Source organism: Gordonia sp. DT101 (genome assembly GCF_049844895.1).
GTDB lineage: Bacteria > Actinomycetota > Actinomycetes > Mycobacteriales > Mycobacteriaceae > Gordonia.
Map to the genome: position 1 here is coordinate 210,913 of NZ_JBNCLX010000006.1, position 20,587 is coordinate 231,499.

A 20,587-nucleotide genomic window follows, 5' to 3' on the forward strand; every position below is an offset into this window, starting at 1 on the left:
CCGTCACCTCAGTCACATAGGCAACACTGGCAACGCATTTGTGTGTCGAATTCGTAACCGGCCCGAATCGACGGTCTCAGAAGCCCCGCTTGGCGCTCATCACCGCCGACACGCTGTCGCCATCCCCTTCGTATGTGACATCCAGCGGCGCCCGCCCGAACGCGAACAGCACGAGCTCGCCGGCGGTGCCGGTCACCACCACGGGCTTCCCGGACCCGGAGGTGACCAGCTCACGGCCATCGTCGGTGGTCAGGGTGACCGACGCGGGCGAGCCCTTGAGAGTGAGCTTGGCCATCGACTTCGCCGGGGTGACCAGCGCTTCCTGCATGTCGGCCGACAGCGGCCGCGGCGTCCATGGCGCGTCCCTGGGCGTTCCGCCACGCAGGACGTCCTCGTGATGGACGAACATCTCGGCGAGATTGGCCCAGCGATCCACGAGTTTGAAGGGCGAGAACGCGGGCGGACCCGACGCCAGCTGGTCGAGCAGGACGTCCCACGACTGCGTGGCGGCGCCGGCGCGCACCCGCTCGGTGTGCCCGGCGAACTGCTTGATCATGATTCCGGGACCCGTGTCCGGCCGACGTTCCCGGACCACCAGATGGGCGACGAGATCCCGGGTCGTCCAGCCCTCACACAGGGTCGACGCATCGGGTCCGACGGAGTGGAGGGTGTCGACGAGGGCGGCGCGTTCATCTTGTGCGAGGGTCACGGATCACACCCTAGCCGCGGCCACCGCCGCCGGCGCTCGCGCGATCAGGATCCGACGGCGAGCACCGTCGGCACGATCATCGGCCGGCGGCGGTAGGTGTCAGCGACCCAGCGTCCCACGGCTCGGCGGATGGTCTGTGCGATGCGATGCGCATCTGTGACACCTTCGGCCGCCAGCGAGTCGAGCGCCTGATGCACCACATCCGCCGCCGCCTTCAGCGCGTCCGGATCGTCGGAGAAGCCGCGTCCGGACACCTCGGGCACGCTCACCGCACGTCCGGTGGTGGCATCGATGGCGATCGTGATGGAGATGAAACCGCCCTCCCCCAGCACCAATCGTTCCGACAGCGTCGACTCGTTCACGTCGCCCACCGACAGTCCGTCGACGTAGACGTGGCCGACCGGCACGCGGCCGGCGATCTCCGCGAGGCCGTCGACGAGATCCACCACCACGCCGTCCTCGGCCAGTACCACCCGGTCCTCGGGGACGCCGGTGGCGACCGCGAGCGCGGCATTGGCCCGCAGGTGGCGCCACTCACCATGGACCGGCATGACGTTCGACGGCCGCACCGCGTTGTACAGGTAGAGCAGCTCACCGGCCGACGCATGCCCGGAGACGTGCACCTTGGCGCTCTGCTGCGTGATGACCGTGGCACCCCGCTTCGCCAGACCGTTGACCACCGCGAACACGGAGTTCTCGTTGCCCGGGATCAGCGATGACGCGAGCACCACGAGATCGTTCGCGCGGATGTTTATCTGGCGGTGTTCGCCGCGCGCCATCCGCGACAGCGCCGAGAGCGGCTCACCCTGCGAGCCCGTCGAGATCAGCACCAACCGGTCGTCGGGCAGCGTCGCGGCTGTGTCGAGATCCACGAGGACGCCATCCGGCACCGACAGGTATCCGAGATCCTGGGCGATCTGCATGTTCCGGACCATCGACCGCCCGACGAAGGCGATCCGCCGATTGTGCGCGAGGGCCACGTCGACGACCTGCTGGATCCGGTGGACGTGGCTGGCGAACGACGCGACGATGACCCGTTGACGGGCGCGACCGATGACCTGGTCGAGGACCCCGCCGATCTCACGTTCGGGCGTCACGAAGCCCGGCACCTCGGCGTTGGTCGAGTCGACCAGGAACAGGTCGACCCCCTCGTCGCCGAGCCGGCTGAAACCGGCGAGATCGGTGAGCCGATTGTCGAGGGGCAGCTGGTCGAGCTTGATGTCACCGGTGTGCAGGACCACGCCGGCCGGGGTCCGGATGGCCACCGCGATGGCGTCCGGGATCGAGTGATTGACCGCGAAGTACTCACAGTCGAACGGGCCGTGCGTGGTTCGCTCACCCTCGACCACCTGTACGAGCTTGGGGCGCAACCGGTGCTCGCGACACTTCGCGTCGACCAGTGCAAGCGTGAACTTCGACCCGATCACCGGGATGTCGCTGCGCAACCGGAGCAGGAACGGGACCGCGCCGATGTGGTCCTCGTGACCATGCGTCAGGACGATCGCGTCGACGTCGTCCATCCGGTCTTCGATGTATGTGAAGTCGGGCAGGATCAGGTCCACGCCGGGTTGAGCGTCTTCGGGGAACAGCACGCCGCAGTCGACGATGAGCAGGCGGCCGCCGTATTCGAAGACGGTCATGTTCCGCCCGATCTCACCGATGCCGCCGAGGGCCACGATGCGAAGACCGTTACGGGGAGCCCGGCGAGGGGTACCGAGTCGATCGACCGCAGGCACCGTCGCGGCCTGCGATCCGCGGTTGTCGCCCCGCCGGTCCCGGCGCTCGTGGCGTCCGCCGCCGGAGCGTGACTGCCCCGATTGGGCCCGCGCGGCGTGTTTCGGGTCGGCTTCCTGGCTGCTCCGGGCAGCCGACGAATCCGCCTTCTTGGGAGCCTTTTTCGCGGTAGCGCCCGACGCCTTGGCCGCCTTGGCAGGCGGTGCTGCGTCGGCCGGCGGTGCCGCCTTGGTGGACGGGGCCGCCTTGGTGGACGGGGCCGCCTTGGTGGACGGGGCCGCCTTGGTGGACGGGGCCGCCTTGGTGGGCGGGGCCGGAGGTCCCGCCTTTCGGCTTGCGGTACGACGACGCCGCGCTGGCCCGGTCATCAGTTCAGCACGCCGGCCGTGCGGAGATCCGCCACGAGCGCCTCGATCTGCGGCCCGTCTGCCGGGACTTGCGGCAAACGCGGTCGGCCGACATCGAATCCGAGGATTCGCAGTGATTCCTTCACCATCGTCACACCACCCAATCGGCCCATCGCGTTCACCAGCGGGAGCATCGAGATGTTGAGCTCCCGGGCGGTCGCGATGTCACCCTTCTCGAACGCCATCTGCATGTCGCGCAACCGATCCGCGACCAGGTGCCCGATCACGCTGACGAATCCGGTCGCACCCACCGAGAGCCACGGCAGATTCAGCGCGTCCTCACCGGAGAGGTACTCCAGATCGGTCGACGCGATGATGCCCGCCGCCGAATGCAGGTCGCCCTTGGCGTCCTTCACACCCTTGATGCGCGGGTGTTCGGCGAGCGCGAGCATCGTGTCGTTGAGGATCGGGACCACGGACCGGGGCGGAATGTCGTACAGCAGCACGGGAAGATCGGTGGCGTCCGCGATCGAGCGGAAGTGTGCGTACAGGCCGGCCTGGGGCGGCTTCGAATAATAGGGCGTCACCACGAGCAGTCCGTGGGCGCCGACCTTCTCCGCCTCGATGGCGAAGCGAACGCTCTCGGCGGTGTCGTAACTGCCCGCGCCCTGGGTGATGCGAGCGCGGTCACCGACGGCGTCGAGCACCACGCGCAGGAGCTCCAGCTTTTCCGGGACGGTGGTCGTCGGTGACTCGCCGGTCGTGCCCGACACCACGAGTCCGTCACATCCCTTGGACACCAGGTGTTCGGCCAGCTCGGCGGCCTTGTCCAGATCCAGTGCACCGTCGGGGGTGAAGGGGGTCACCATGGCGACGCCGATGGTCCCGAAGGGATGCGTCTGCGGCTGGTCTACGCCTGCGTTCATGGTGCTCAAGGCTACCTTCTCCGTGCCGCGGATACGCGTGCGGGCGCCCGGCGCGGCGCCGCTCAGCCCTCGAGGACGAACGGCGAGGTGGCGACCTCGGTTCCGTCGGACAGCGTGCCGATCTCGAAGTCACCGAACACCGTCGGCGCCACCTCCATGAGCTGACGCAGACACTCGACGGCGAGTTGCCGGATCTCGACGTCGGCGTGTTCGGTCGCGCGCATCCCGACGAAGTGCCGCCACGCGCGATAATTGCCGGTCACCACGATCTTGGTCTCGGTCGCATTCGGCAGCACCGACCGGGCCGCCTGCCGCGCCTGCTTGCGCCGCAGGATCGCATTGGGCACATCGGCGAACTTGGCCTCGAGGGCATCGAGCAACTCGCTGTAGGCCTTTCGCGCCGAATCGGTCGCCTCGGTGAACAAGGCCTCGAGCTCGGTGTCGCCGCGGATCGCCGGTGGTGCCACGACGTTCGAGTCGTGCTCCGGGACGAATCGCTGGGACAGCTGTGAGTACGAGAAGTGGCGGTGCCGGATCAGTTCATGGGTACACGAACGGGAGATACCGGTGATGTAGAACGTCACCGACGCGTGCTCGAGCAACGACAGGTGGCCCACCTCGAGGATGTGCCGCAGGTAGCCCGCGTTGGTCGCCGTCCGGGGATTCGGCTTGTCCCAACTCTGGTAACAGGCCCGACCCGAGAACTCGACGAGCGCCTCGCCACCATCGGCGTCGGTACTCCAATCCACGTCCGGCGGTGGGGTGAACTGCGTCGCGGCGACCATCTGCACCGTCAACGGCACCAACTCGGACACGTTGCCTCCTCACCGCATTCTGTTCGACCTGCCACCCGTTTCTGCGGGGTCGGTTCCGTCGATTGTCCACCAGTTGCGCAGACCCCTCCCCGTCACCCCGCGATACCGTCCACGGTGATGTCGACCCGATCGTCGTCGAAGCAGATCAGGTCACGAACCGGCTCACCGTCGATCAGCGGATCGGGATAGCACCACGCGACGTCGGCCACGGTCTGCCCGTGCACGATGGCCGACCAGTACGACGCGCGCCCCTTGTAGGCGCAGGTGGTGTGCGTGTCGCCGGCGACGAGCAGATCCATCCGGATGTCCTCCTGAGGCAGGTAATGACGTTGCGGAAGGTGGGTCTCGAGCAGCAACGTGGGCCGGTTGCTCTCGGCGACCACCACGTCGTCGATACGGACCACGACATGCCGGCTCGTGTCCAGACAATCGATGTGCTTGAACGGATCGTGTGGATGGGCGAGCGCGGTCTGCTCCTCCTCCCGCCACTCGTCGAACGCGGACCAGTCGAGGACGGCGTGGCCTCCCAGATCCGGATCGTCCGGGGTGAACGCGGCCGCGACCAGGGGGTGATCCCCGACGGCGATGTTCCAGGCGGTCCCCGGGCAGGTGTGCAGCAGAAATGCATCGTCCGGGGTCAGGATCGGCGGACGGTGCTCGGCCGGTGCGACCACGACCGGATCGATGAGCCCCGCCGAGATGTCCGCGATCGGTACGGCATAGGAGCCCACCACCCGGTCGGGCTCCCACACCTGGAGCACATCACGTGAGTCGACGACGGTCTCGCCGGCGACCGCAGCACGCACCCGTCGTCGCATCGCGCACCAGCGGAGTTCGCCGAGTCGGGACATCGTGAACCGGTCCATGTCGATCGCCATGATGGAAATCCTGCTCCTTCCGCCAGGGCGGCACCAGACCCTCGCCGCGGCGGAGACCGGCGATCGGATGTCGATCGGGCAGACTCCGAATGAACGTTCGGCGACACCCGTCAGAATCCCCACGGGCCTGCTGATCTGGGAGTGCGCGCCGGTCGCCACCGTGGCATCGGGTGCCGCATGATGAGCGTCGTGTCCGCACCGCCCCGTGACTCCAGTGCCCTCCGTGATTCCAGTGCCCTCCGTGATTCCAGTGCCCTCCGTGGCCCCCGTGACGCCGATCAGCCCGACGCCCCCTCTGCAGAACCGTCGGAGCGATCCGGGATCAGCCGCCGAGCCGTGTTGCGCACGGGCGCGGTGGCGGCCGGGGTCTCCACCGCCGGCATCGCCATGTCACCCGCCTCCGCCGCGCCCCGTTTGGCTGCTGTGTTCGCACACGGCGTGGCCTCGGGCGATCCACTCCCCCACGGCGTGATCCTGTGGACACGCGTCACGCCGACCGCCGCGGCGACGCCGGGCTCGGGTCGCGGCCCCGGCGTCGACGTCATCTGGGAGGTGGCGCGTGACGCCACCTTCGTGCGCACGGTCGCATCCGGATCCGTCCGCGCGTCCGTCGCGGCGGACCACACGGTGAAGGTCGATGTCGCCGGGCTGGAACCCGACACGCGGTACGTCTATCGATTCCGGGTCGCGTCGGGACCCACGGCGGGTGCGACGTCGCCGACCGGTCATACCCGTACCGCACCGGCCCTCGGCGCCGATGTCGATCGGGTGCGGTTCGGCGTGGTCTCGTGCGCCAACTGGGAAGCCGGGTACTTCGGGGCATATCGCCATCTCCGCGCACACCGCGATCTCACCGCGATCGTGCACCTCGGCGACTACTTCTACGAGTACGAGACCGGCGGCTACGGCGGGAAGTCCGGCGTGGTGCGGCAGACGGAACCGGCCAACGAGACGGTGACCCTGCGCGACTACCGGATTCGGCACGCCCACTACAAGACCGACGTCGACCTCGCCGAGCTGCACCGCCTCCTGCCGTGGATCTGCACGTGGGACGACCACGAGTCGTCCAACGACGCCTGGAAACGCGGCGCGGAGAACCACAGCGCAGGCGAAGGGCCTTGGGCAGCAAGAAAGGCCGCGTCCGAGCGCGCCTATTTCGAGTGGATGCCGGTGCGTCCCGAAGCGACCGGAACCGGCAGGCATCTCTACCGCAGGCTCCGTTTCGGCCGGCTGCTCGAACTGTCGATGCTGGACCTGCGGACGTATCGGGACCAACAGGTGTCGGCCACCTCGTCCGACGTCGACGACCCGCGCCGGAGCATCACCGGAGCGGCCCAGATGCGTTGGCTCACCAGCGGATTGACGTCGTCGTCCACGCGATGGCAGATCATCGGGAATCCGGTGATGATCGCACCGGTCCTGATCCCGCCTCTCGATGCCCGCAACACCGCGGCCGTCACCGAATTACTCGGCCTGCCCGCCGGCGGGGTGCCCTACAACGCCGATCAATGGGACGGCTACACCGCCGATCGCCGTCGACTGCTCGACGCCATCCGCGATCATCGCGTCGACAACGTCGTCTTCATCACCGGCGACATCCATTCGTCCTGGGCCTGCGACATCCCGGCCGACGCGGCTCGTTTTCCCGCTGGCGGTTCGGTCGCGACCGAGCTGGTGGTCCCGTCGGTGACCTCGTCCAACATCGACGACATCCTCGGAGTGCCCGAGCACACCGTCGGCGCCGCCGTGCCGACGGCGATCATGGCGGCCAACCGACACGTCCGGTGGAACGACTTCGACGCACACGGCTACGGGGTGTTGAGCATCACGCCGGCGGCGGCGCAGATGGACTGGTACTTCCTCGTCGACAAGGCCGACCCGTGGACCAGTCGCTACCACGCCAGATCGTTCCGGGTGCGCTCCGGAACGCCACGCGTCGGATCCGTCGCCGAACCCGCCGACTAGCGTCACGGGAGGCACCGTGATCGTCACGTCCAACCAGGAAACGAAAGGCCCGAGATGACCACACCTTCGCACCGCTCCGCACTGCGGCGACGACTCGTATGCGCGGCCGCTGCACTCGCCGTGGTCGGCGCACCCGCGATCGCACCGACCGCGATCGGAACCGCGACGGCAGCCCCGTCGCAGACCGCACCCACGACCGCGCCCGCCGCATTCGACCTCGCCGGCACGGTGAACACGCGCATGTTCACGAACTATCACACCGCCGACGGTCACACGATCAACGGCCGGGTCATCCGCAGCGACAGCCTCGACAAACTCACCGCGGCCGATCAGAAGAAGCTGGCCGGACACCGGGTCACCTCGATCGTCGACTTCCGCAGTGACGTCGAGCGCGCCGTGCAGCCCGACCGCGCGGTCCCGGGTGCGACGGCGCTGAACTACAACGTCGTCGGTTCACCGGTCCCGATCAGCCTGGACTCGGGCTCGTCCGACCTGTCCGATCCGACGAGTTCGTATCGCGAGTTCGTGACCAGCGCGTCGGCGCGCGACGCGTTCCGGAAGACGTTGCTGGACATCAAGACCACCGCGGGCAAGGGTGACACCGTGCTGTATCACTGCACCGCGGGCAAGGACCGCACCGGCTGGGCGTCTGCCGTCCTGCTGAGCATCCTCGGCGTCGACCGCAGCACGGTCGAACAGGATTACCTGGCCAGCAACACCTTCCGCCATGCCGACGCCGGCGACTCGCTGAACGGCGTGAACATCTCGTCGCTGCGTGCCGCGTTCGCCGCTGCGGACAAGACGTACGGCAGCTTCGACAACTACGTGTCCAAGGGCCTCGGTCTGACGTCCGGCGACATCGCCGGGCTCAAGAAGGCACTGCTGGTCAAGCACGCGTGATCACGGCGTTCGCGAAGTCGGCTCGGCGATCGCCGGCGACTCACACGTCGACGATCGCCGACAGCTTCGCGTAGGTGTCCTGCCAGCCGTCGACGGCGATCGACTCGATCCCGAGATCCAGGACGGGCCGGTCGTTGCCGCCCTTGTCCAGACGGTCACCGAAGAACAGGATGTCGCCGGTGCCGAGATCCAGGATGTCCATCAACTTCCGCGCGCCATACGCCTTGTCGATGCCCTTCTTGGTGACGTCCACCGACGTCGACCCACCGCTGCGTACCTCGAGGTCGCTCAGGCGCTCGGCGGCATAGGCGCGCAGCGACTCCTTCTTGGCGCCATCGGGGTCCCAGGCTGCCTTGGCGTCGACCGGGGCCGACTGTCCCAAAGCACTGAACGTGATCTGACTGCCACGATCCTCGAGGATCGGGCCCCAGGTCTCCGACTCCCACAGACCGAGCTCCTTGGCCCCGGCCTCGAGGACCGCGAGCGTGCGCGTCTTCTCGTCGTCACCGAGGTATTCGGCATAGACGGTCTCCCAGTCGGTACCCGACCAGCGCACGTACTGCGTGCCACACGTCGGCATCAGGTGGAGGTTTCCGATCGAGTCGAAGGTCCCGAGACGCGCCAGGACCTGCGCGGAGAACTGCTCGAACCGGCCGCCGGAGATGATGCACCCGAGACTCCGGTCGAGCATGCGGCGCATCAGTGCGACCATCTCGTCGGCCATCGGGCTCTTCGACGGCGCCAGGGTGTCGTCGAGGTCGAACATGACCAGCCGGTAGTCCTTGCCCTGGTGCGAAACCGCCATCATCAGCCTTCCCGATCGAGCACGTCCGTGTGCACATTGGTCGAGCAGAAGCATGGCATCCCGGCGTCGCAATTGCACCAGTCGGGGTGGTCGGTCAGCGAATCATGGCCGACGTCACGTCGAGAAGCCGAACCGCCTCGTCCCGGTTGACGCGCGCGAGAGTCATCGCCGCGATGGTCGCCCCGGTGATGGACGTGGCACGCGCCGCGACGGACTCCGCGTCGTCGTCGGGGAATCGTGCGGCCACTCCCCTCGTGACGGCCGCGAGAAGTTCGGCGTGATAGGCACCGACCACCTGCCGCACGGCCGCGTCATCCCCGAGGGTGGACCCCGCGGTGCCGACGAGCAGACAGCCGGTCGGTTCGTCGGAGTCCCCGAGCCGCCCGATTGCCTCGGCCAGGCCGGTGAGGTACCCGGCCAGTGCCCCGGGCGCGACATCCGGTTCCTGCAGCGGACGGATGCGGGGCGCCACGATGGTGTCGAGATAGTCCTGTACGGCCGCGTCGAACAGCCCGCGCATGTTCCCGAACGCGTGGTAGATGCTCGATCGCGACAAACCGGTCACCTTCTCCACGTCGGACACCGAGACTCCGTCGAAACCCCTCTTCCAGAACAGATTCCGCGCCGAGGCGACAACGGTGGCGGTGTCGTACGCCTGCGTTCTGCCCATGGCCACCCCTGACTCGTTCGATTGTCGTGCCGACCAGCGTACGCTATTGTGGAACGATCGGTACACAATCCGGAAGGGAGTCATCGATGACTCAGACCAGCACTCAGATCCAGCTCGCGAACCGGCCGACCGGCTGGCCGACGGACGCCGATTTCCGCACGGTCACCGTCGAGTACGGCGACCTCGGCCCCGGGCAGGTGCGCGTCGCCAACGAGTTCGTCTCGGTGGATCCGTACATGCGGGGCCGGATGATCGACACCCGTAGCTACATCCCGCCGTTCGTCCTCGACGAGACGATGACCGGTGGTGCCGTCGGCCGTGTGATCGAGACGACGACCGACGATCTGCCGGTCGGCACCCTGGTCTCCCATCAGTACGGTTGGCGAGACCTCGTCCAGGAGGACGCCAAGGGGTTCCGCGCGCTTCCCGAACCGCCCGAGGGCGTTTCGTCGTCGGTCTACCTGGGCATGCTCGGCATGACCGGGCTCACCGCGTACGTCGGGCTCCTCACGATTGCGCAGATGCAGCCCGGTGACACGGTGTTCATCTCCGGCGCGGCGGGCGCCGTCGGGACCGCTGCCGGACAGATCGCCCGACTCAAGGGCGCCGGAAGGGTCATCGGCTCCGCGGGTTCGGCCGAGAAGGTCGCGCTGCTCACCGAGCGCTACGGCTACGACGCGGCATTCAACTACAAGGACGAACCGTCGGTGCGTAAGCAGCTCCGCGAGGCCGCACCGGACGGCATCGACGTCTACTTCGACAATGTCGGTGGCGATCACCTCGAGGCGGCACTCGACTCGTTCAGCGACGGCGGACGAGCGGCGCTGTGCGGGGCTATCGCCCAGTACAACAGCACAACTCGCACCCCCGGACCCGGCAACATGGCCAACATCATCACGCGCGGCCTCACGCTCACCGGATTCACGGTCGGCCACCACTTCGATCAGCTGCCGGAGTTCACCCGCACGATGGGTCAGTGGTTCGCGGCCGGCGAGGTCGTGCACGACGAGACCGTGGTCGACGGGATCGACAACGCGGTCGACGCCTTCCTCGGTCTCATGCGAGGCCAGAACACCGGCAAGATGGTCGTGCGCATCCCGTCCTGATCAGCTCACCCGACGGCGGCGGAGAGTGCGCGGGCGAGATCGCCCCGCTCTCCGACGTCGACCCGGTCCAGTCCGAGCCACCCGGCCATCGCCGCGAGGTCGGCGGCCAGCCGGCCGGCAACGACCTTCTCGCCCCGGCCGTCCTCGAGAAAGGCGCCGAGCACCAGGAGCGCGCCGGCCTTGCGGTCGGCCTTCAGGTCGACGCGGGCGGCGATGTCGTCGCCCATCAGATACGGCAGCACGTAGTATCCGTGCACCCGTTTGTGTTCCGGCACATAGATCTCGATGCGGTAGTGGAAGTCGAAGACACGCTCGGCCCGTGGCCGGAAGAACACCAGCGGGTCGAACGGCGAGAGGATCGCGGTGCGATCGGTCCGGCGCGGGATCACCGCGCGGGCATGCAGGTAGGCCGGGTCCCGCCATCCCTCGACCGTGACCGGCGTCAGTTCCCCCGCATCGACCAGATCGCCGATCGCCGGCCGCACGTCGGCACTCTTGGTGCGGTAGTAGTCGGCGAGATCGGCGAGCGTCGCGACCCCCAGGGCGCTCGCCGCCCGCGCGGTCAGTTCCCGGTGCGCGTCGACCCGGTCGATGTGCTCACCGACGACGTCGGTCCCGATGACGCGTTCGGTCAGGTCGTAGTGCCGCACGAAGTTCTCGTTACGCACGGCCGAGAGGTCGCCGGCGGCGAACATGGCCTCACAGAGGTGCTTGACCTCCCCGCGATGCCACCAGCCACCCGGGATCCCCGTCGGGCGGACGATGCCGAGGTGATCCTCGATCTGCTTCGGCGTGCTCGGGCCGCCCTCGGCGATCACCGCGTGCACATCACGCGCGAGTTCCCGGTTGCGGCGCATGACGTCCTGCGTGAACCGGTACCGCCCATCACGGAATTCGTCTCTGCGCCAACCGAACAGAGGCCAGTCGTCGACGGGGATGAGTGCGGCCTCGTGGGCCCAGTACTCGACGAGAAGTCGCGATCCGCGCCGGGGGCGCCAGGCCGCGCGGTCGAGGATGTCGCGGTCGTAGGGACCCAGTCGGCTGAACATCGGCATGTAGTGGGCACGCGCGGCGATGTTCACCGAATCCATCTGCAGCAGCCTGGTCCGGCCGACGACCCTCCGCAGGTGCGCCGACGTCGGCGCACCGGACGGTGGACGATCGGTGAATCCCTGTGCGGCAAGAGCGATTCGCCGCGCCTGCGCGGCGGAGAGGCTGGTACGGGTCATGTGCCCGGCTATGCCCCTCGCCCCGACCGCACACTCGCATGCCGGAGATAGTCGACGAATCGGAAGTGGAGGCCCGCCGACGACGGCTGCCAGTCACCGGTGACGTCGGCCTCCCACGTATACGGGTCCACCTCGGGCGCAAAGGCGTCGGCACCCTCGACCAGCATGTCGATTTCGGTGATGCGCAGATGCGTTGCCACACCCATCGATGCCTCGTAGATCTGCCCGCCACCGATAACCGTCACCGGCCCGTCGACCAGCCCGAGGGCGTCGCCGACCGTATGGACGATCTCGGCCCCCTCGGCCGACCACGTGGCCGACCGCGTGATCACGATGTTGCGCCTACCGGGCAACGGGCGGACCCGATCGGGCAGGGAATCCCAGGTCTTCCGCCCCATCACCACCGCGTCGGTCCCGGTCAGCTCACGGAACCGTCGCATGTCCTCGGGCACCCGCCACGGGATGGTGTTCTCGCGACCGATCGCGCCCACTCGATCCTGGGCCCACAGCAAGGTGACCGTGGTCGCCATCAGATCGCCACCGGCGCCTTGATCCCCGGATGCGACTCGTAGCCCACCACCGCGATGTCGTCGAACTCGTAGTCGAAGATCGAATCACGCTTCCGCAGTTCGAGTTTCGGATAAGGGTATGGATCACGCGACAGCTGCTTGCGCACTTGTTCGACGTGATTGTCGTAGATGTGGCAATCACCACCGGTCCAGACGAACTCGCCGACCGCCAGATCGGCCTGCTGCGCCATCATGTGCGTGAGCAGGGCGTAGGACGCGATGTTGAAGGGCACGCCGAGGAAGAGGTCCGCACTGCGCTGGTAGAGCTGACACGAGAGCTTGCCGTCGGCGACGTAGAACTGGAAGAAGGCGTGGCATGGCGGCAGCGCCATCTGCGGGATCTCACCGACGTTCCACGCCGAGACGATGTTGCGACGGGAGTCGGGGTTGGTCCGGAGCAGGTCGAGGGCGGCGGAGATCTGGTCGATGTGTTCACCCGAGGGAGTCGGCCAGCTGCGCCATTGCACGCCGTAGACCGGCCCGAGGTCGCCGTCGGCGTCGGCCCACTCGTCCCAGATGCTCACCCCACGGTCCTGCAGCCATCGGACATTCGAGTCGCCGCGCAGGAACCACAGCAGCTCGTACACGATCGACTTCAGATGCACCTTCTTGGTGGTGACCAGCGGGAAGCCTGCCGCCAGGTCGTAGCGCAACTGGTGCCCGAAGAGGCTGCGCGTGCCGGTGCCGGTGCGGTCGGCCTTGGGAGTACCGGTCTCGAGGACAAGCCGGAGCAGATCCTCGTACGGGGTCGGGATCGTCGCGGCGTGGGAGGTCGCTGAATGGGTGGCCGTGCTCACGATGACCAGCTTACGGGCGGCCGAACGTTATCCAGCGTAGCGCCTACGCGGGACGTCTCTGGATTCCTTCGCCGAACCGTACTTCGAGCACTGTTGTCGGCGTTCGCGGTGGCTCACCCGGCGGATGAATTCCATGCGCTGCGAGGACAGGATGCACCGCCGGGTGCACCACCTTTTCGAGCGCCTTGTCGCAGCTCTCCTCGGACTCCCAGACGTCGAGGTAACTCACGGTCTTGTCATCGTTCTGAATGGCGATGTGCACGACCAGGCCAGGCATCGGGGTGGCACCCATCCGGTCGGCGATCTCACCGTAGATCTCGGGTGTGATCGGGACATTTTGAGTCCACGCGAAGAAACTCATGATGCTCACCCACTTTTCATCCGACTCTTTATCGGATCAATTGGTATAGCGATATGCTAGACCCGATGTCAAACGCCGTCAATCGTCAACCTCCAGGTCAGCGCCCCCGTCGATACGACTCCAGTCGGCGGCGCGCAGCCGCGGAGGAGACCCGCACACGCATCCTCGAGGCGGCTCGCCGGTTGTTCATCGCTGACGGGTACGCCGTCACCACGGTCGCGGCGATCGCTCGGCAGGCAGATGTCGTCCCGGATACCGTCTATGCGACGGTCGGCCGCAAAGCAGCACTGTTCCGGGCACTCATCGAGCTCGCGCTCTCGGGGACCGGCCAGCCGGTGCCCGGCGCTCAACGCGACTACGCCGAGCGAGTTCGCGCAGCTTCCGACCCACATCGGAAGCTGGCCATCTACGCCGAGGCCGTCACCGCAATCCAGGCGCGCCTGGCCCCCCTGTTCCTGGTGTTGCGCGAAGCCTCGGCCGTCGACGCTGAACTCAAGGCGCTCTGGGACGAGATCACCCGTCGGCGATCGGACAACATGCGCGCGCTCGCAGCGGATCTGGCGTCCACGGGTGACACACGGGCCGATCTCACCGTCGACGAGATGGCCGACGTCATCTGGACCATGAACAGCTCCGAGTACTACTCCTTGCTGGTGATCGACAGAGGGTGGTCCGAACGGCGCTTCTGCGAGTGGCTGCTCGATTCATGGTCTCGATTGCTCCTCGACCAGAAGGCCGCCGGCAAATCGGCCGACTGAGTGTCTCGCGTCTCGCGATCTGGACCGAACTCGCTCAGGCCTCCATCAGGCCGGCCGCGACCGTCGCGCCGAGTTCCCAGCACTTCTCGAGGTCGTCCTTGGTCGGCTTGCCCGCGACGGCGATGTACTCGGCTGCCTTGGTCCACCCGAGTCCGGTGGTGATCGAGTCGACGGCCTTCTCGGCGCCCTCGGTCCCCTCGTTGCCGTGCAGGTACAACCCGAACGGCCGCCCCTTGGTCGAGTCGAGGATCTGGTAGTAGGTGCTGTCGAAGGCGTGTTTGAGCGCGCCACTGATGTAGCCGAGATTGGCCGGGCTGCCCAGTACGTATCCGTCCGCTTCCAGCATGTCGGTTGCGGTGACGGCGAGCGCGGCACGCCGCACCACGTCCACACCCTCGATCTCCGGATCCGATGCGCCGGAGATCACCGCCTCGAACATCGCCTGGCAGTACGGCGACGGCGTGTGGTGGACGATCAGCAGGGTACTCACGTTTCCTCCCCTTTGAACTGTGCGACGGCCCTTTTCATCATCTGACGGGCACGCCCACGGTCGCCGGCGTAGTCATAGGCGCGGGCGATCCGGTACGTGTTGCGCCACTGCGATGGATCTGCCTCCCACTCCGCTTTGACCTGGGCAAACAACTCATCCGCCGCGTCCCGCTCAATGCGCCCCGAGGCCCTGCGCGGCAGCGAGGACACGTCGAGCTCACGCCCCTCCTCTGCCATGATCCGGGCCAGCCGCTGATGTTCGAGGCCTGCGCGGAGCGTCGCGTAGATCAGCCATGCACCGATGAACGGCAGGATCAGCACGCCGATCCCGATACCGATCCCGGCCACGGTCCCCGACGAGATGAGGTCGATCCCGCGCTCCCCGAGGATGACGAAGTACACGACCATCGCCACCACCAGGAACCCGATCATCCAGACGATCGGGCGGGCGTCGCGCTGTTTCGGTTCGGCGGCCATCTCGCTCAGAGGTCCATCAACTCTTCCAGGCCCACCGTCAGGCCCGGTCGTCCGCCGATCTCTCGGACGCCCAGGAGGACTCCGGGCGCGAACGATGCGCGGTCGAGCGAATCGTGACGGATCGTCAGCGTCTCCCCCTCGGTGCCGAGGATCACCTCCTGGTGGGCCACGAGGCCCGCCAGCCGGACCGAGTGCACGCGGACACCGTCGACCTCGGCGCCTCGTGCGCCGTCGAGCTCGTCCGTCGTCGCGTCGGGGCTCTCCCCGACCCCGGCGTCCGCACGCGCCTGCGCGATGAGCGCCGCGGTGCGGTAGGCGGTTCCCGACGGCGCGTCCGCCTTGTGCGGATGATGCAGCTCGATGACCTCCACCGAGTCGTAGAACCGCGCGGCCTGCGCGGCGAAACGCATCGACAACACAGCCCCGATGGCGAAGTTCGGCGCGATGAGGACGCCGACGCCCGGGTTGTCGGCGAGCCACGACCGGACCTGGTCGAGTCGCTCATCGGTGAACCCCGTGGTGCCGACAACCGCGTGGATTCCGTTGCGGATCATGAACTCCAGGTTGTCCATCACCACGCCGGGATGGGTGAAGTCGATCACGACGGTGGTGTCGGATTCGGTGAATTTCTCGAGCGGGTCGCCCTTGTCCACGCCCACGGTGAAGGTCAAGTCGTCGGCGGCCTCCGCCGCGGCCACCATGGCCTGGCCGACCTTGCCCGCACTGCCGAGCACACCGACCCGGATCTCACCTGACATCGAGAAGTCCCTTCGTTTCGCGACATACCGCACCCGATTCTATGGCGCGTCGTCGTTCAGAAGATCGGCGCACCACCCCGGCGATGCTCGAAGACGAGCGACGTCGTCGTCCCGGACACCTCGCGCCGCGAGTTGAGCATCTCGACGAACTCTCGGAGTGCTTCGGTGTCGGCCGTGGCGACGTGCAGCATGTAGTCGTCGACACCGGCGAGGAAGAAGACGTCGATCACCGCGTCCTGGCGTGCGATCTCGCCGACGAAATGCCGGATCTCCCCACGGGCCTCCGACTGGAGACTGACCGCGACCATGGCTCGCAGGGGGCGGCCCACCGCCGCCGGATCCACTTCCGCGAAGAATCCACGGATGACCCCGAGATCGGTCAGTCGCCGGACACGTCCGTGGCAGGTGGACGCCGCAATGCCCGCCCGCGCCGCGAGCTCGCTGTTCGGCATCCGCGCGTCCGTCTGCAGGAGACGCAGCAGTGTTCGATCGGTGTCGTCGAGGGCGCGATCCGCGCCCCGAACATCCTTCGGCTGGACAGTCATGCCTCTCCTCACTTTCGTCGGATCTTCACCCTCACTCCGATTTGGAGAATGTTCTACACAGACATTGTGCCATTTCCGTGGTTCCTTCACTCTTGAGTCAACACACCCGCTCCGCCCCCATCCGCAAGGAGAACCGTCATGCACGTCGGCATCCCCACCGAGATCAAGAACAACGAGTACCGCGTCGCGATCACCCCCGCAGGAGTCGCCGAACTCCACCACCGCGGCCACGACGTGGTGATCCAGGCCGGCGCCGGCGAGGGCTCTGCCATCCATGACAACGACTTCAAGGAGGCCGGGGCCCAGATCCTGTCCACCGCGGAGCAGGTCTGGGAGCAGTCCGATCTCTTGCTGAAGGTCAAGGAGCCGATCGCCTCCGAATACCCGCTGCTACGGGAGGGACAGACCCTCTTCACCTACCTCCACCTCGCCGCCAGCCGACCCTGCACCGAGGCATTGCTGGAGTCGAAGACCACTGCGATCGCCTACGAAACCGTCCGCGCGGCCGACGGCTCGCTCCCGCTGCTCGCGCCGATGAGTGAGGTCGCCGGACGGCTCGCCCCGCAGGTCGGCGCGTATCACCTCATGCGTTCCGAGGGTGGCCGCGGCGTATTGATGGGTGGCGTGCCCGGTACCGAACCGGCGAATGTCGTCGTGATCGGTGGCGGTGTCAGCGGCGTCAACGCGGCCACGATCGCCGTCGGCATGGGCGCACAGGTGACCGTGTTCGACGTCGACATCGCCAAACTCCGCGCCGTCGACGCCCGTTTCGCCGGCCGTGTCCACACCCGCTACAGCACCGGTCTGGCGCTGGCCGAAGCGGTCCGGGATGCCGATCTCGTGATCGGCGCGGTCCTCGTCCCCGGCGCAAAGGCCCCGGTCCTGGTACCGAACAGCCTTGTGGCACAGATGAAGTCGGGAGCGGTCCTGGTCGACATCGCGATCGATCAGGGTGGATGCTTCGAGGACTCTCGTCCCACCACCCACGACGACCCGACGTTCGCCGTGCACGACACGGTCTTCTACTGCGTCGCCAACATGCCCGGCACCGTCGCCCGGACGTCGACGTCGGCGTTGACCGGCGCAACCCTCCCCTACGTCCTGCGTCTCGCCGACAAGGGCTGGGAGCAGGCCTGCCGCGACGACGCGTCGCTGGCCGCGGGGCTGAGCACCCACGACGGCGCTCTGTTCACGCCGGAGGTCGGTGCGGCCCTCGACATCCCGGTCGCCGCCGCGCCGTTCTGATCCAGCCCCCAGTCCGCCGACCGGGTACGGTTTTGCGCCGAGCGGGCGCAGGATCTCATCGACCGTGCGCAGGACCTCGTGACCGCGCACGATGGGTGCACGACCGTGCCCGATCGGCGAGATCCTGCGCCCGATCGGCGTCAGAAGCGGATCGAGGTGGTGCCTCGACGACGGCCGCGGTAGGTGAAGCGGCGCTCGGTGATGTCGCCGCACCCATTTCGGCCGATCCGCAGGACGGTCGAGGCACGCGTTCCGTAGCCCCGCATGTCGATGAAGATCGGCGACAGGTCGGCCTCGAGTTCGCCCGGGACCCCGGTGTCGGGCAGCCGCTCGACGGCGGGCCTGCGCCGATCGGCGAGGACGTTCAGATAAGGCTCGACAGTCGCCGTCCCGCCCGGCCGCAACACCAACTCCTCCATCGTCGCGCGCCCGTCGGTGACCTTCGGCCAGTCGCTGTCGAGCGCACCGTTGGAGAGGCCGTGCACCCCGGGCGCCACGCGTTCGGCGCGCGGCTCCGGCCAGTTGGTGATCCACCACAGTTCATGCTCGTCGCCGACGAGCAGGTTCACCGGCAGATACTCGTGTCCCTCCCGGCGCAGCCGCTGGGCAAAAGCACCGGGGTCATCGGCACCCACGAGGAATTGCACGGGCAGCGCGCCGCGTGAGCGCGGGCCCGGTGCGCCCGGCCGGCCCACCCGCACATTGGTCACCATCGCGACGCGCGACGGATTCACGGCGTCGACACCCATCCACGTCCCGCCCGCGACGCGATCCCGTCCCCCGATGATGGGCAGATCTGGCCAGCGCGACAGCGGCGCCGTCTCCCGACGGTGGTACTCGTCCCGGTTCGCGGCGACCACGAGCCGCTGGTGCGGATCGGTGTTCCAGGCAAACAGAATGAGACACAAGGTGTTTCAACTCACTTCGACTGATCGGTGATCGGCAGGTAATGGCTCAGGTTGACCATCCGGCGCTGGACACCCGCGACCTCGCGTACCGCCTGCGCGACGAGGCTGCGATCGAGTGGCGACAGCCGCTTCATGGTGAGCAGGTCGCTCACCGGCTCACCCCGGTCGAACTGCGCCACCTGATAGGTGAGCCGGACCCGTTGCAGCACATCGAAGACCTCGACCAGAGTGGTCGCGTGGTCCGCCGGCAGCATCGGACTGCCTGCGGCCGCCCGTAGTCGCGATCGCGTGTTCAGCTCGGTGCTCTCGACGCTCAGCGCGGCCCATCGCGCGATGTTCACCAGTGGGGTGAGCGCATGGGCCTTGATGTCGAACGTGTCACCGCGCCGGGCCAGCATGTCACGCATCGAGCGCAGTCGCGCCTTGTAGGACAAGGCCTCCGCCAGCAAAAGACCCATCGTGCCCGGATGGGAACGCAGGTCGCTGAACACCTCCCCGACCGCCGACAATCCCTGGTCACCCCAGATGGGGCGTCCGTCGAGCAGCAGGGACGTGAAGATCATCCCCTTGTTCTCCAACGGCGCATCGATCCAGTCCCGTGCGGCCGCCCGCCACTGCGCATGTGTCCGGGCGAACAGCGGCTTCGACGCGATCGCACCGTTCTCGTCGATCGCCATTCCCGCACCTCGGAGAATCTCGTCGACCTCGGCGAACGCGGACCGGTACGCGACGATCTCGTCGTCTCCCAGTGCGTCGTCGAGCGACACGGCGGAATCCATGTCCGAGGTCAACACCGGCTCGCGACGCGCATTGCTGCCCAGCGAGAGCCAGGTCACCGAATCGGGGTCCAGGTCCGGATGTTGTGCGAGCACGAGTTCCAGAGCGCGCCGGACGACGGCGTCGTGAATCAATGACGCCACCGCGGTGATCTCGTGGACCGGCTGCCCACGGCGCAGCAGATCGGCGATCAGATATGGCACACGCTGCGCCCGCGCCTGCAGGTCGTCGACCGTCGGGGCACGGGACACCTGCCCGCGCAGCGACATTCCCGGACCCGACGGTGCCGCGACGAAGTCAGCCGCCGCCACCACACCGACGACGTCCCCGGCCGGATCGACGACCGGGATCACGCTCAGCTCCCGATCGAGGAGTTCGGTGAGCGCGTCGACAGCGGCGGTGTCGCGGCGGACACCATGGACGGGAACGGTGACCAGGTCGCCGACCGGGGTGTCGATGCCACGCCCCGTCGCCACCACCCGGGACCGGATGTCGGCGTCGGTGAGCAGCCCGTACTCGTGGTCCCCCAACGGGATCAGCACGTACTCCTGGCGACGCTCGGTCATCAACGAGGCCGCGTCCCGCACGGTCATTGCCGGCGACCCGATGACGGGCTCGGTCACCAGGAGGTCGTCGACGGTGGCACGGTCGGGCACGCCGTCATCTCGTCGGCGCGCGACGGTGAGCTTGTCGGGGGGAATGCCGCCCTCGGTCTCCGACACGAGTCCTCATCCTCCGATCGTCACGGCCGTCGCCGTCAGCCTATCCACGCCGGACGCAGACGGCCCGTCACCCACAAGCGGGTGACGGGCCGTGCGC

At 67.6% G+C, this 20,587-nt stretch carries 23 protein-coding genes; 6 read left to right on the forward strand and 17 right to left on the reverse strand.

What is annotated here, in order from left to right:
• Positions 1 to 76: 76 nt before the first annotated feature.
• The 5 genes from ACLQ3I_RS20315 to ACLQ3I_RS20335 form a co-directional block, all read right to left on the reverse strand.
• Entirely contained in the window at positions 77 to 709 is a 633-nt protein-coding gene (locus ACLQ3I_RS20315) for a TIGR03085 family metal-binding protein (RefSeq protein ID WP_425804269.1), read from the reverse strand.
• Positions 710 to 753: 44 nt separating this feature from the next.
• Positions 754 to 2,811, reverse strand: a complete 2,058-nt coding sequence (locus ACLQ3I_RS20320; RefSeq protein WP_425804272.1) for a ribonuclease J — start codon at positions 2,809 to 2,811, stop codon at positions 754 to 756.
• On the reverse strand, positions 2,811 to 3,716 hold the full coding sequence (dapA, locus tag ACLQ3I_RS20325; RefSeq protein ID WP_164308314.1) for a 4-hydroxy-tetrahydrodipicolinate synthase: 906 nt from the start codon (positions 3,714 to 3,716) through the stop codon (positions 2,811 to 2,813). Before dapA ends, ACLQ3I_RS20320 begins: the two co-directional genes overlap by 1 nt.
• A gap of 62 nt (positions 3,717 to 3,778) precedes the next feature.
• Positions 3,779 to 4,531 (reverse strand): FAD-dependent thymidylate synthase, encoded by a 753-nt coding sequence (gene thyX / locus ACLQ3I_RS20330; protein ID WP_425793768.1) that lies wholly within the window; start codon positions 4,529 to 4,531, stop codon positions 3,779 to 3,781.
• Positions 4,532 to 4,623: 92 nt separating this feature from the next.
• Positions 4,624 to 5,409 (reverse strand): DUF427 domain-containing protein, encoded by a 786-nt coding sequence (locus ACLQ3I_RS20335; protein WP_425793766.1) that lies wholly within the window; start codon positions 5,407 to 5,409, stop codon positions 4,624 to 4,626.
• On the opposite strand from ACLQ3I_RS20335, the gene ACLQ3I_RS20340 reads away from it, so the two are divergent.
• From ACLQ3I_RS20340 to ACLQ3I_RS20350, 3 genes are all read left to right on the forward strand, one after another.
• A complete protein-coding gene (locus ACLQ3I_RS20340) occupies positions 5,396 to 5,590 on the forward strand; it encodes a hypothetical protein (RefSeq protein WP_425804274.1) in 195 nt (64 codons plus the stop codon). The two genes, ACLQ3I_RS20335 and ACLQ3I_RS20340, sit on opposite strands and share 14 nt — an antisense overlap.
• Before the next feature lie 173 nt (positions 5,591 to 5,763).
• Positions 5,764 to 7,374 carry an alkaline phosphatase D family protein gene (locus ACLQ3I_RS20345; RefSeq protein ID WP_425804445.1) on the forward strand — a complete coding sequence of 537 codons (1,611 nt, stop codon included), beginning with the start codon at positions 5,764 to 5,766 and terminating at the stop codon, positions 7,372 to 7,374.
• A gap of 54 nt (positions 7,375 to 7,428) precedes the next feature.
• Positions 7,429 to 8,274, forward strand: a complete 846-nt coding sequence (locus ACLQ3I_RS20350) for a tyrosine-protein phosphatase (RefSeq protein WP_425793762.1) — start codon at positions 7,429 to 7,431, stop codon at positions 8,272 to 8,274.
• 40 nt (positions 8,275 to 8,314) lie between these two features.
• On the opposite strand, the gene ACLQ3I_RS20355 is transcribed toward ACLQ3I_RS20350, so the two are convergent.
• Positions 8,315 to 9,079, reverse strand: a complete 765-nt coding sequence (locus ACLQ3I_RS20355; protein WP_425794006.1) for an HAD-IIB family hydrolase — start codon at positions 9,077 to 9,079, stop codon at positions 8,315 to 8,317.
• Between the two features lie 94 nt (positions 9,080 to 9,173).
• Positions 9,174 to 9,749: a TetR/AcrR family transcriptional regulator gene (locus ACLQ3I_RS20360; RefSeq protein WP_425804276.1), complete on the reverse strand. Its 576-nt coding sequence runs from the start codon at positions 9,747 to 9,749 to the stop codon at positions 9,174 to 9,176.
• An 86-nt stretch (positions 9,750 to 9,835) separates the two neighbouring features.
• On the opposite strand from ACLQ3I_RS20360, the gene ACLQ3I_RS20365 reads away from it, so the two are divergent.
• On the forward strand, positions 9,836 to 10,855 hold the full coding sequence (locus tag ACLQ3I_RS20365; RefSeq protein WP_425793760.1) for an NADP-dependent oxidoreductase: 1,020 nt from the start codon (positions 9,836 to 9,838) through the stop codon (positions 10,853 to 10,855).
• A gap of 5 nt (positions 10,856 to 10,860) precedes the next feature.
• Here the strand turns inward: ACLQ3I_RS20365 and ACLQ3I_RS20370 are convergent, their stop codons facing one another.
• Genes ACLQ3I_RS20370 through ACLQ3I_RS20385 form a run of 4 tightly spaced genes read right to left on the reverse strand, consistent with a single transcriptional unit; the run spans position 10,861 to position 13,811 of the window.
• Complete coding sequence (locus ACLQ3I_RS20370; protein ID WP_425804278.1) at positions 10,861 to 12,084, reverse strand: winged helix-turn-helix domain-containing protein; 1,224 nt, start codon at positions 12,082 to 12,084, stop codon at positions 10,861 to 10,863.
• 8 nt (positions 12,085 to 12,092) lie between these two features.
• A complete protein-coding gene (locus ACLQ3I_RS20375; RefSeq protein ID WP_425793758.1) occupies positions 12,093 to 12,614 on the reverse strand; it encodes a dihydrofolate reductase in 522 nt (173 codons plus the stop codon).
• Entirely contained in the window at positions 12,614 to 13,450 is an 837-nt protein-coding gene (locus tag ACLQ3I_RS20380; RefSeq protein WP_425793757.1) for a thymidylate synthase, read from the reverse strand. Before ACLQ3I_RS20380 ends, ACLQ3I_RS20375 begins: the two co-directional genes overlap by 1 nt.
• Before the next feature lie 43 nt (positions 13,451 to 13,493).
• Complete coding sequence (locus ACLQ3I_RS20385; RefSeq protein ID WP_425804448.1) at positions 13,494 to 13,811, reverse strand: hypothetical protein; 318 nt, start codon at positions 13,809 to 13,811, stop codon at positions 13,494 to 13,496.
• Positions 13,812 to 13,876: 65 nt separating this feature from the next.
• On the opposite strand from ACLQ3I_RS20385, the gene ACLQ3I_RS20390 reads away from it, so the two are divergent.
• Positions 13,877 to 14,569, forward strand: a complete 693-nt coding sequence (locus ACLQ3I_RS20390; protein WP_425804281.1) for a TetR/AcrR family transcriptional regulator — start codon at positions 13,877 to 13,879, stop codon at positions 14,567 to 14,569.
• Between the two features lie 34 nt (positions 14,570 to 14,603).
• Here the strand turns inward: ACLQ3I_RS20390 and ACLQ3I_RS20395 are convergent, their stop codons facing one another.
• From ACLQ3I_RS20395 to ACLQ3I_RS20410, 4 genes are read right to left on the reverse strand one after another with little or no spacing between them, the layout of a single operon-like run.
• Positions 14,604 to 15,059 (reverse strand): flavodoxin family protein, encoded by a 456-nt coding sequence (locus tag ACLQ3I_RS20395; RefSeq protein WP_425793755.1) that lies wholly within the window; start codon positions 15,057 to 15,059, stop codon positions 14,604 to 14,606.
• The gene (locus tag ACLQ3I_RS20400; RefSeq protein WP_425793754.1) at positions 15,056 to 15,535 is read right to left on the reverse strand and encodes a hypothetical protein; all 480 of its coding nucleotides are present in this window, start codon (positions 15,533 to 15,535) and stop codon (positions 15,056 to 15,058) included. The genes ACLQ3I_RS20395 and ACLQ3I_RS20400 overlap by 4 nt, the downstream gene beginning before the upstream one ends.
• A gap of 5 nt (positions 15,536 to 15,540) precedes the next feature.
• Positions 15,541 to 16,293 carry a 4-hydroxy-tetrahydrodipicolinate reductase gene (gene dapB, locus ACLQ3I_RS20405; protein ID WP_425793753.1) on the reverse strand — a complete coding sequence of 251 codons (753 nt, stop codon included), beginning with the start codon at positions 16,291 to 16,293 and terminating at the stop codon, positions 15,541 to 15,543.
• Positions 16,294 to 16,349: 56 nt separating this feature from the next.
• Positions 16,350 to 16,838, reverse strand: a complete 489-nt coding sequence (locus ACLQ3I_RS20410) for an Lrp/AsnC family transcriptional regulator (RefSeq protein WP_425793751.1) — start codon at positions 16,836 to 16,838, stop codon at positions 16,350 to 16,352.
• Positions 16,839 to 16,976: 138 nt separating this feature from the next.
• Between ACLQ3I_RS20410 and ald the strand changes: the two genes are divergently transcribed.
• Positions 16,977 to 18,083 carry an alanine dehydrogenase gene (gene ald, locus ACLQ3I_RS20415; protein ID WP_425804284.1) on the forward strand — a complete coding sequence of 369 codons (1,107 nt, stop codon included), beginning with the start codon at positions 16,977 to 16,979 and terminating at the stop codon, positions 18,081 to 18,083.
• 140 nt (positions 18,084 to 18,223) lie between these two features.
• Here ald and ACLQ3I_RS20420 read toward each other — a convergent pair whose 3' ends face one another.
• On the reverse strand, positions 18,224 to 18,991 hold the full coding sequence (locus ACLQ3I_RS20420; protein ID WP_425804287.1) for an NRDE family protein: 768 nt from the start codon (positions 18,989 to 18,991) through the stop codon (positions 18,224 to 18,226).
• Between the two features lie 11 nt (positions 18,992 to 19,002).
• Positions 19,003 to 20,490: a putative nucleotidyltransferase substrate binding domain-containing protein gene (locus tag ACLQ3I_RS20425; RefSeq protein ID WP_425804289.1), complete on the reverse strand. Its 1,488-nt coding sequence runs from the start codon at positions 20,488 to 20,490 to the stop codon at positions 19,003 to 19,005.
• Between the last annotated feature and the right edge of the window lie 97 nt (positions 20,491 to 20,587).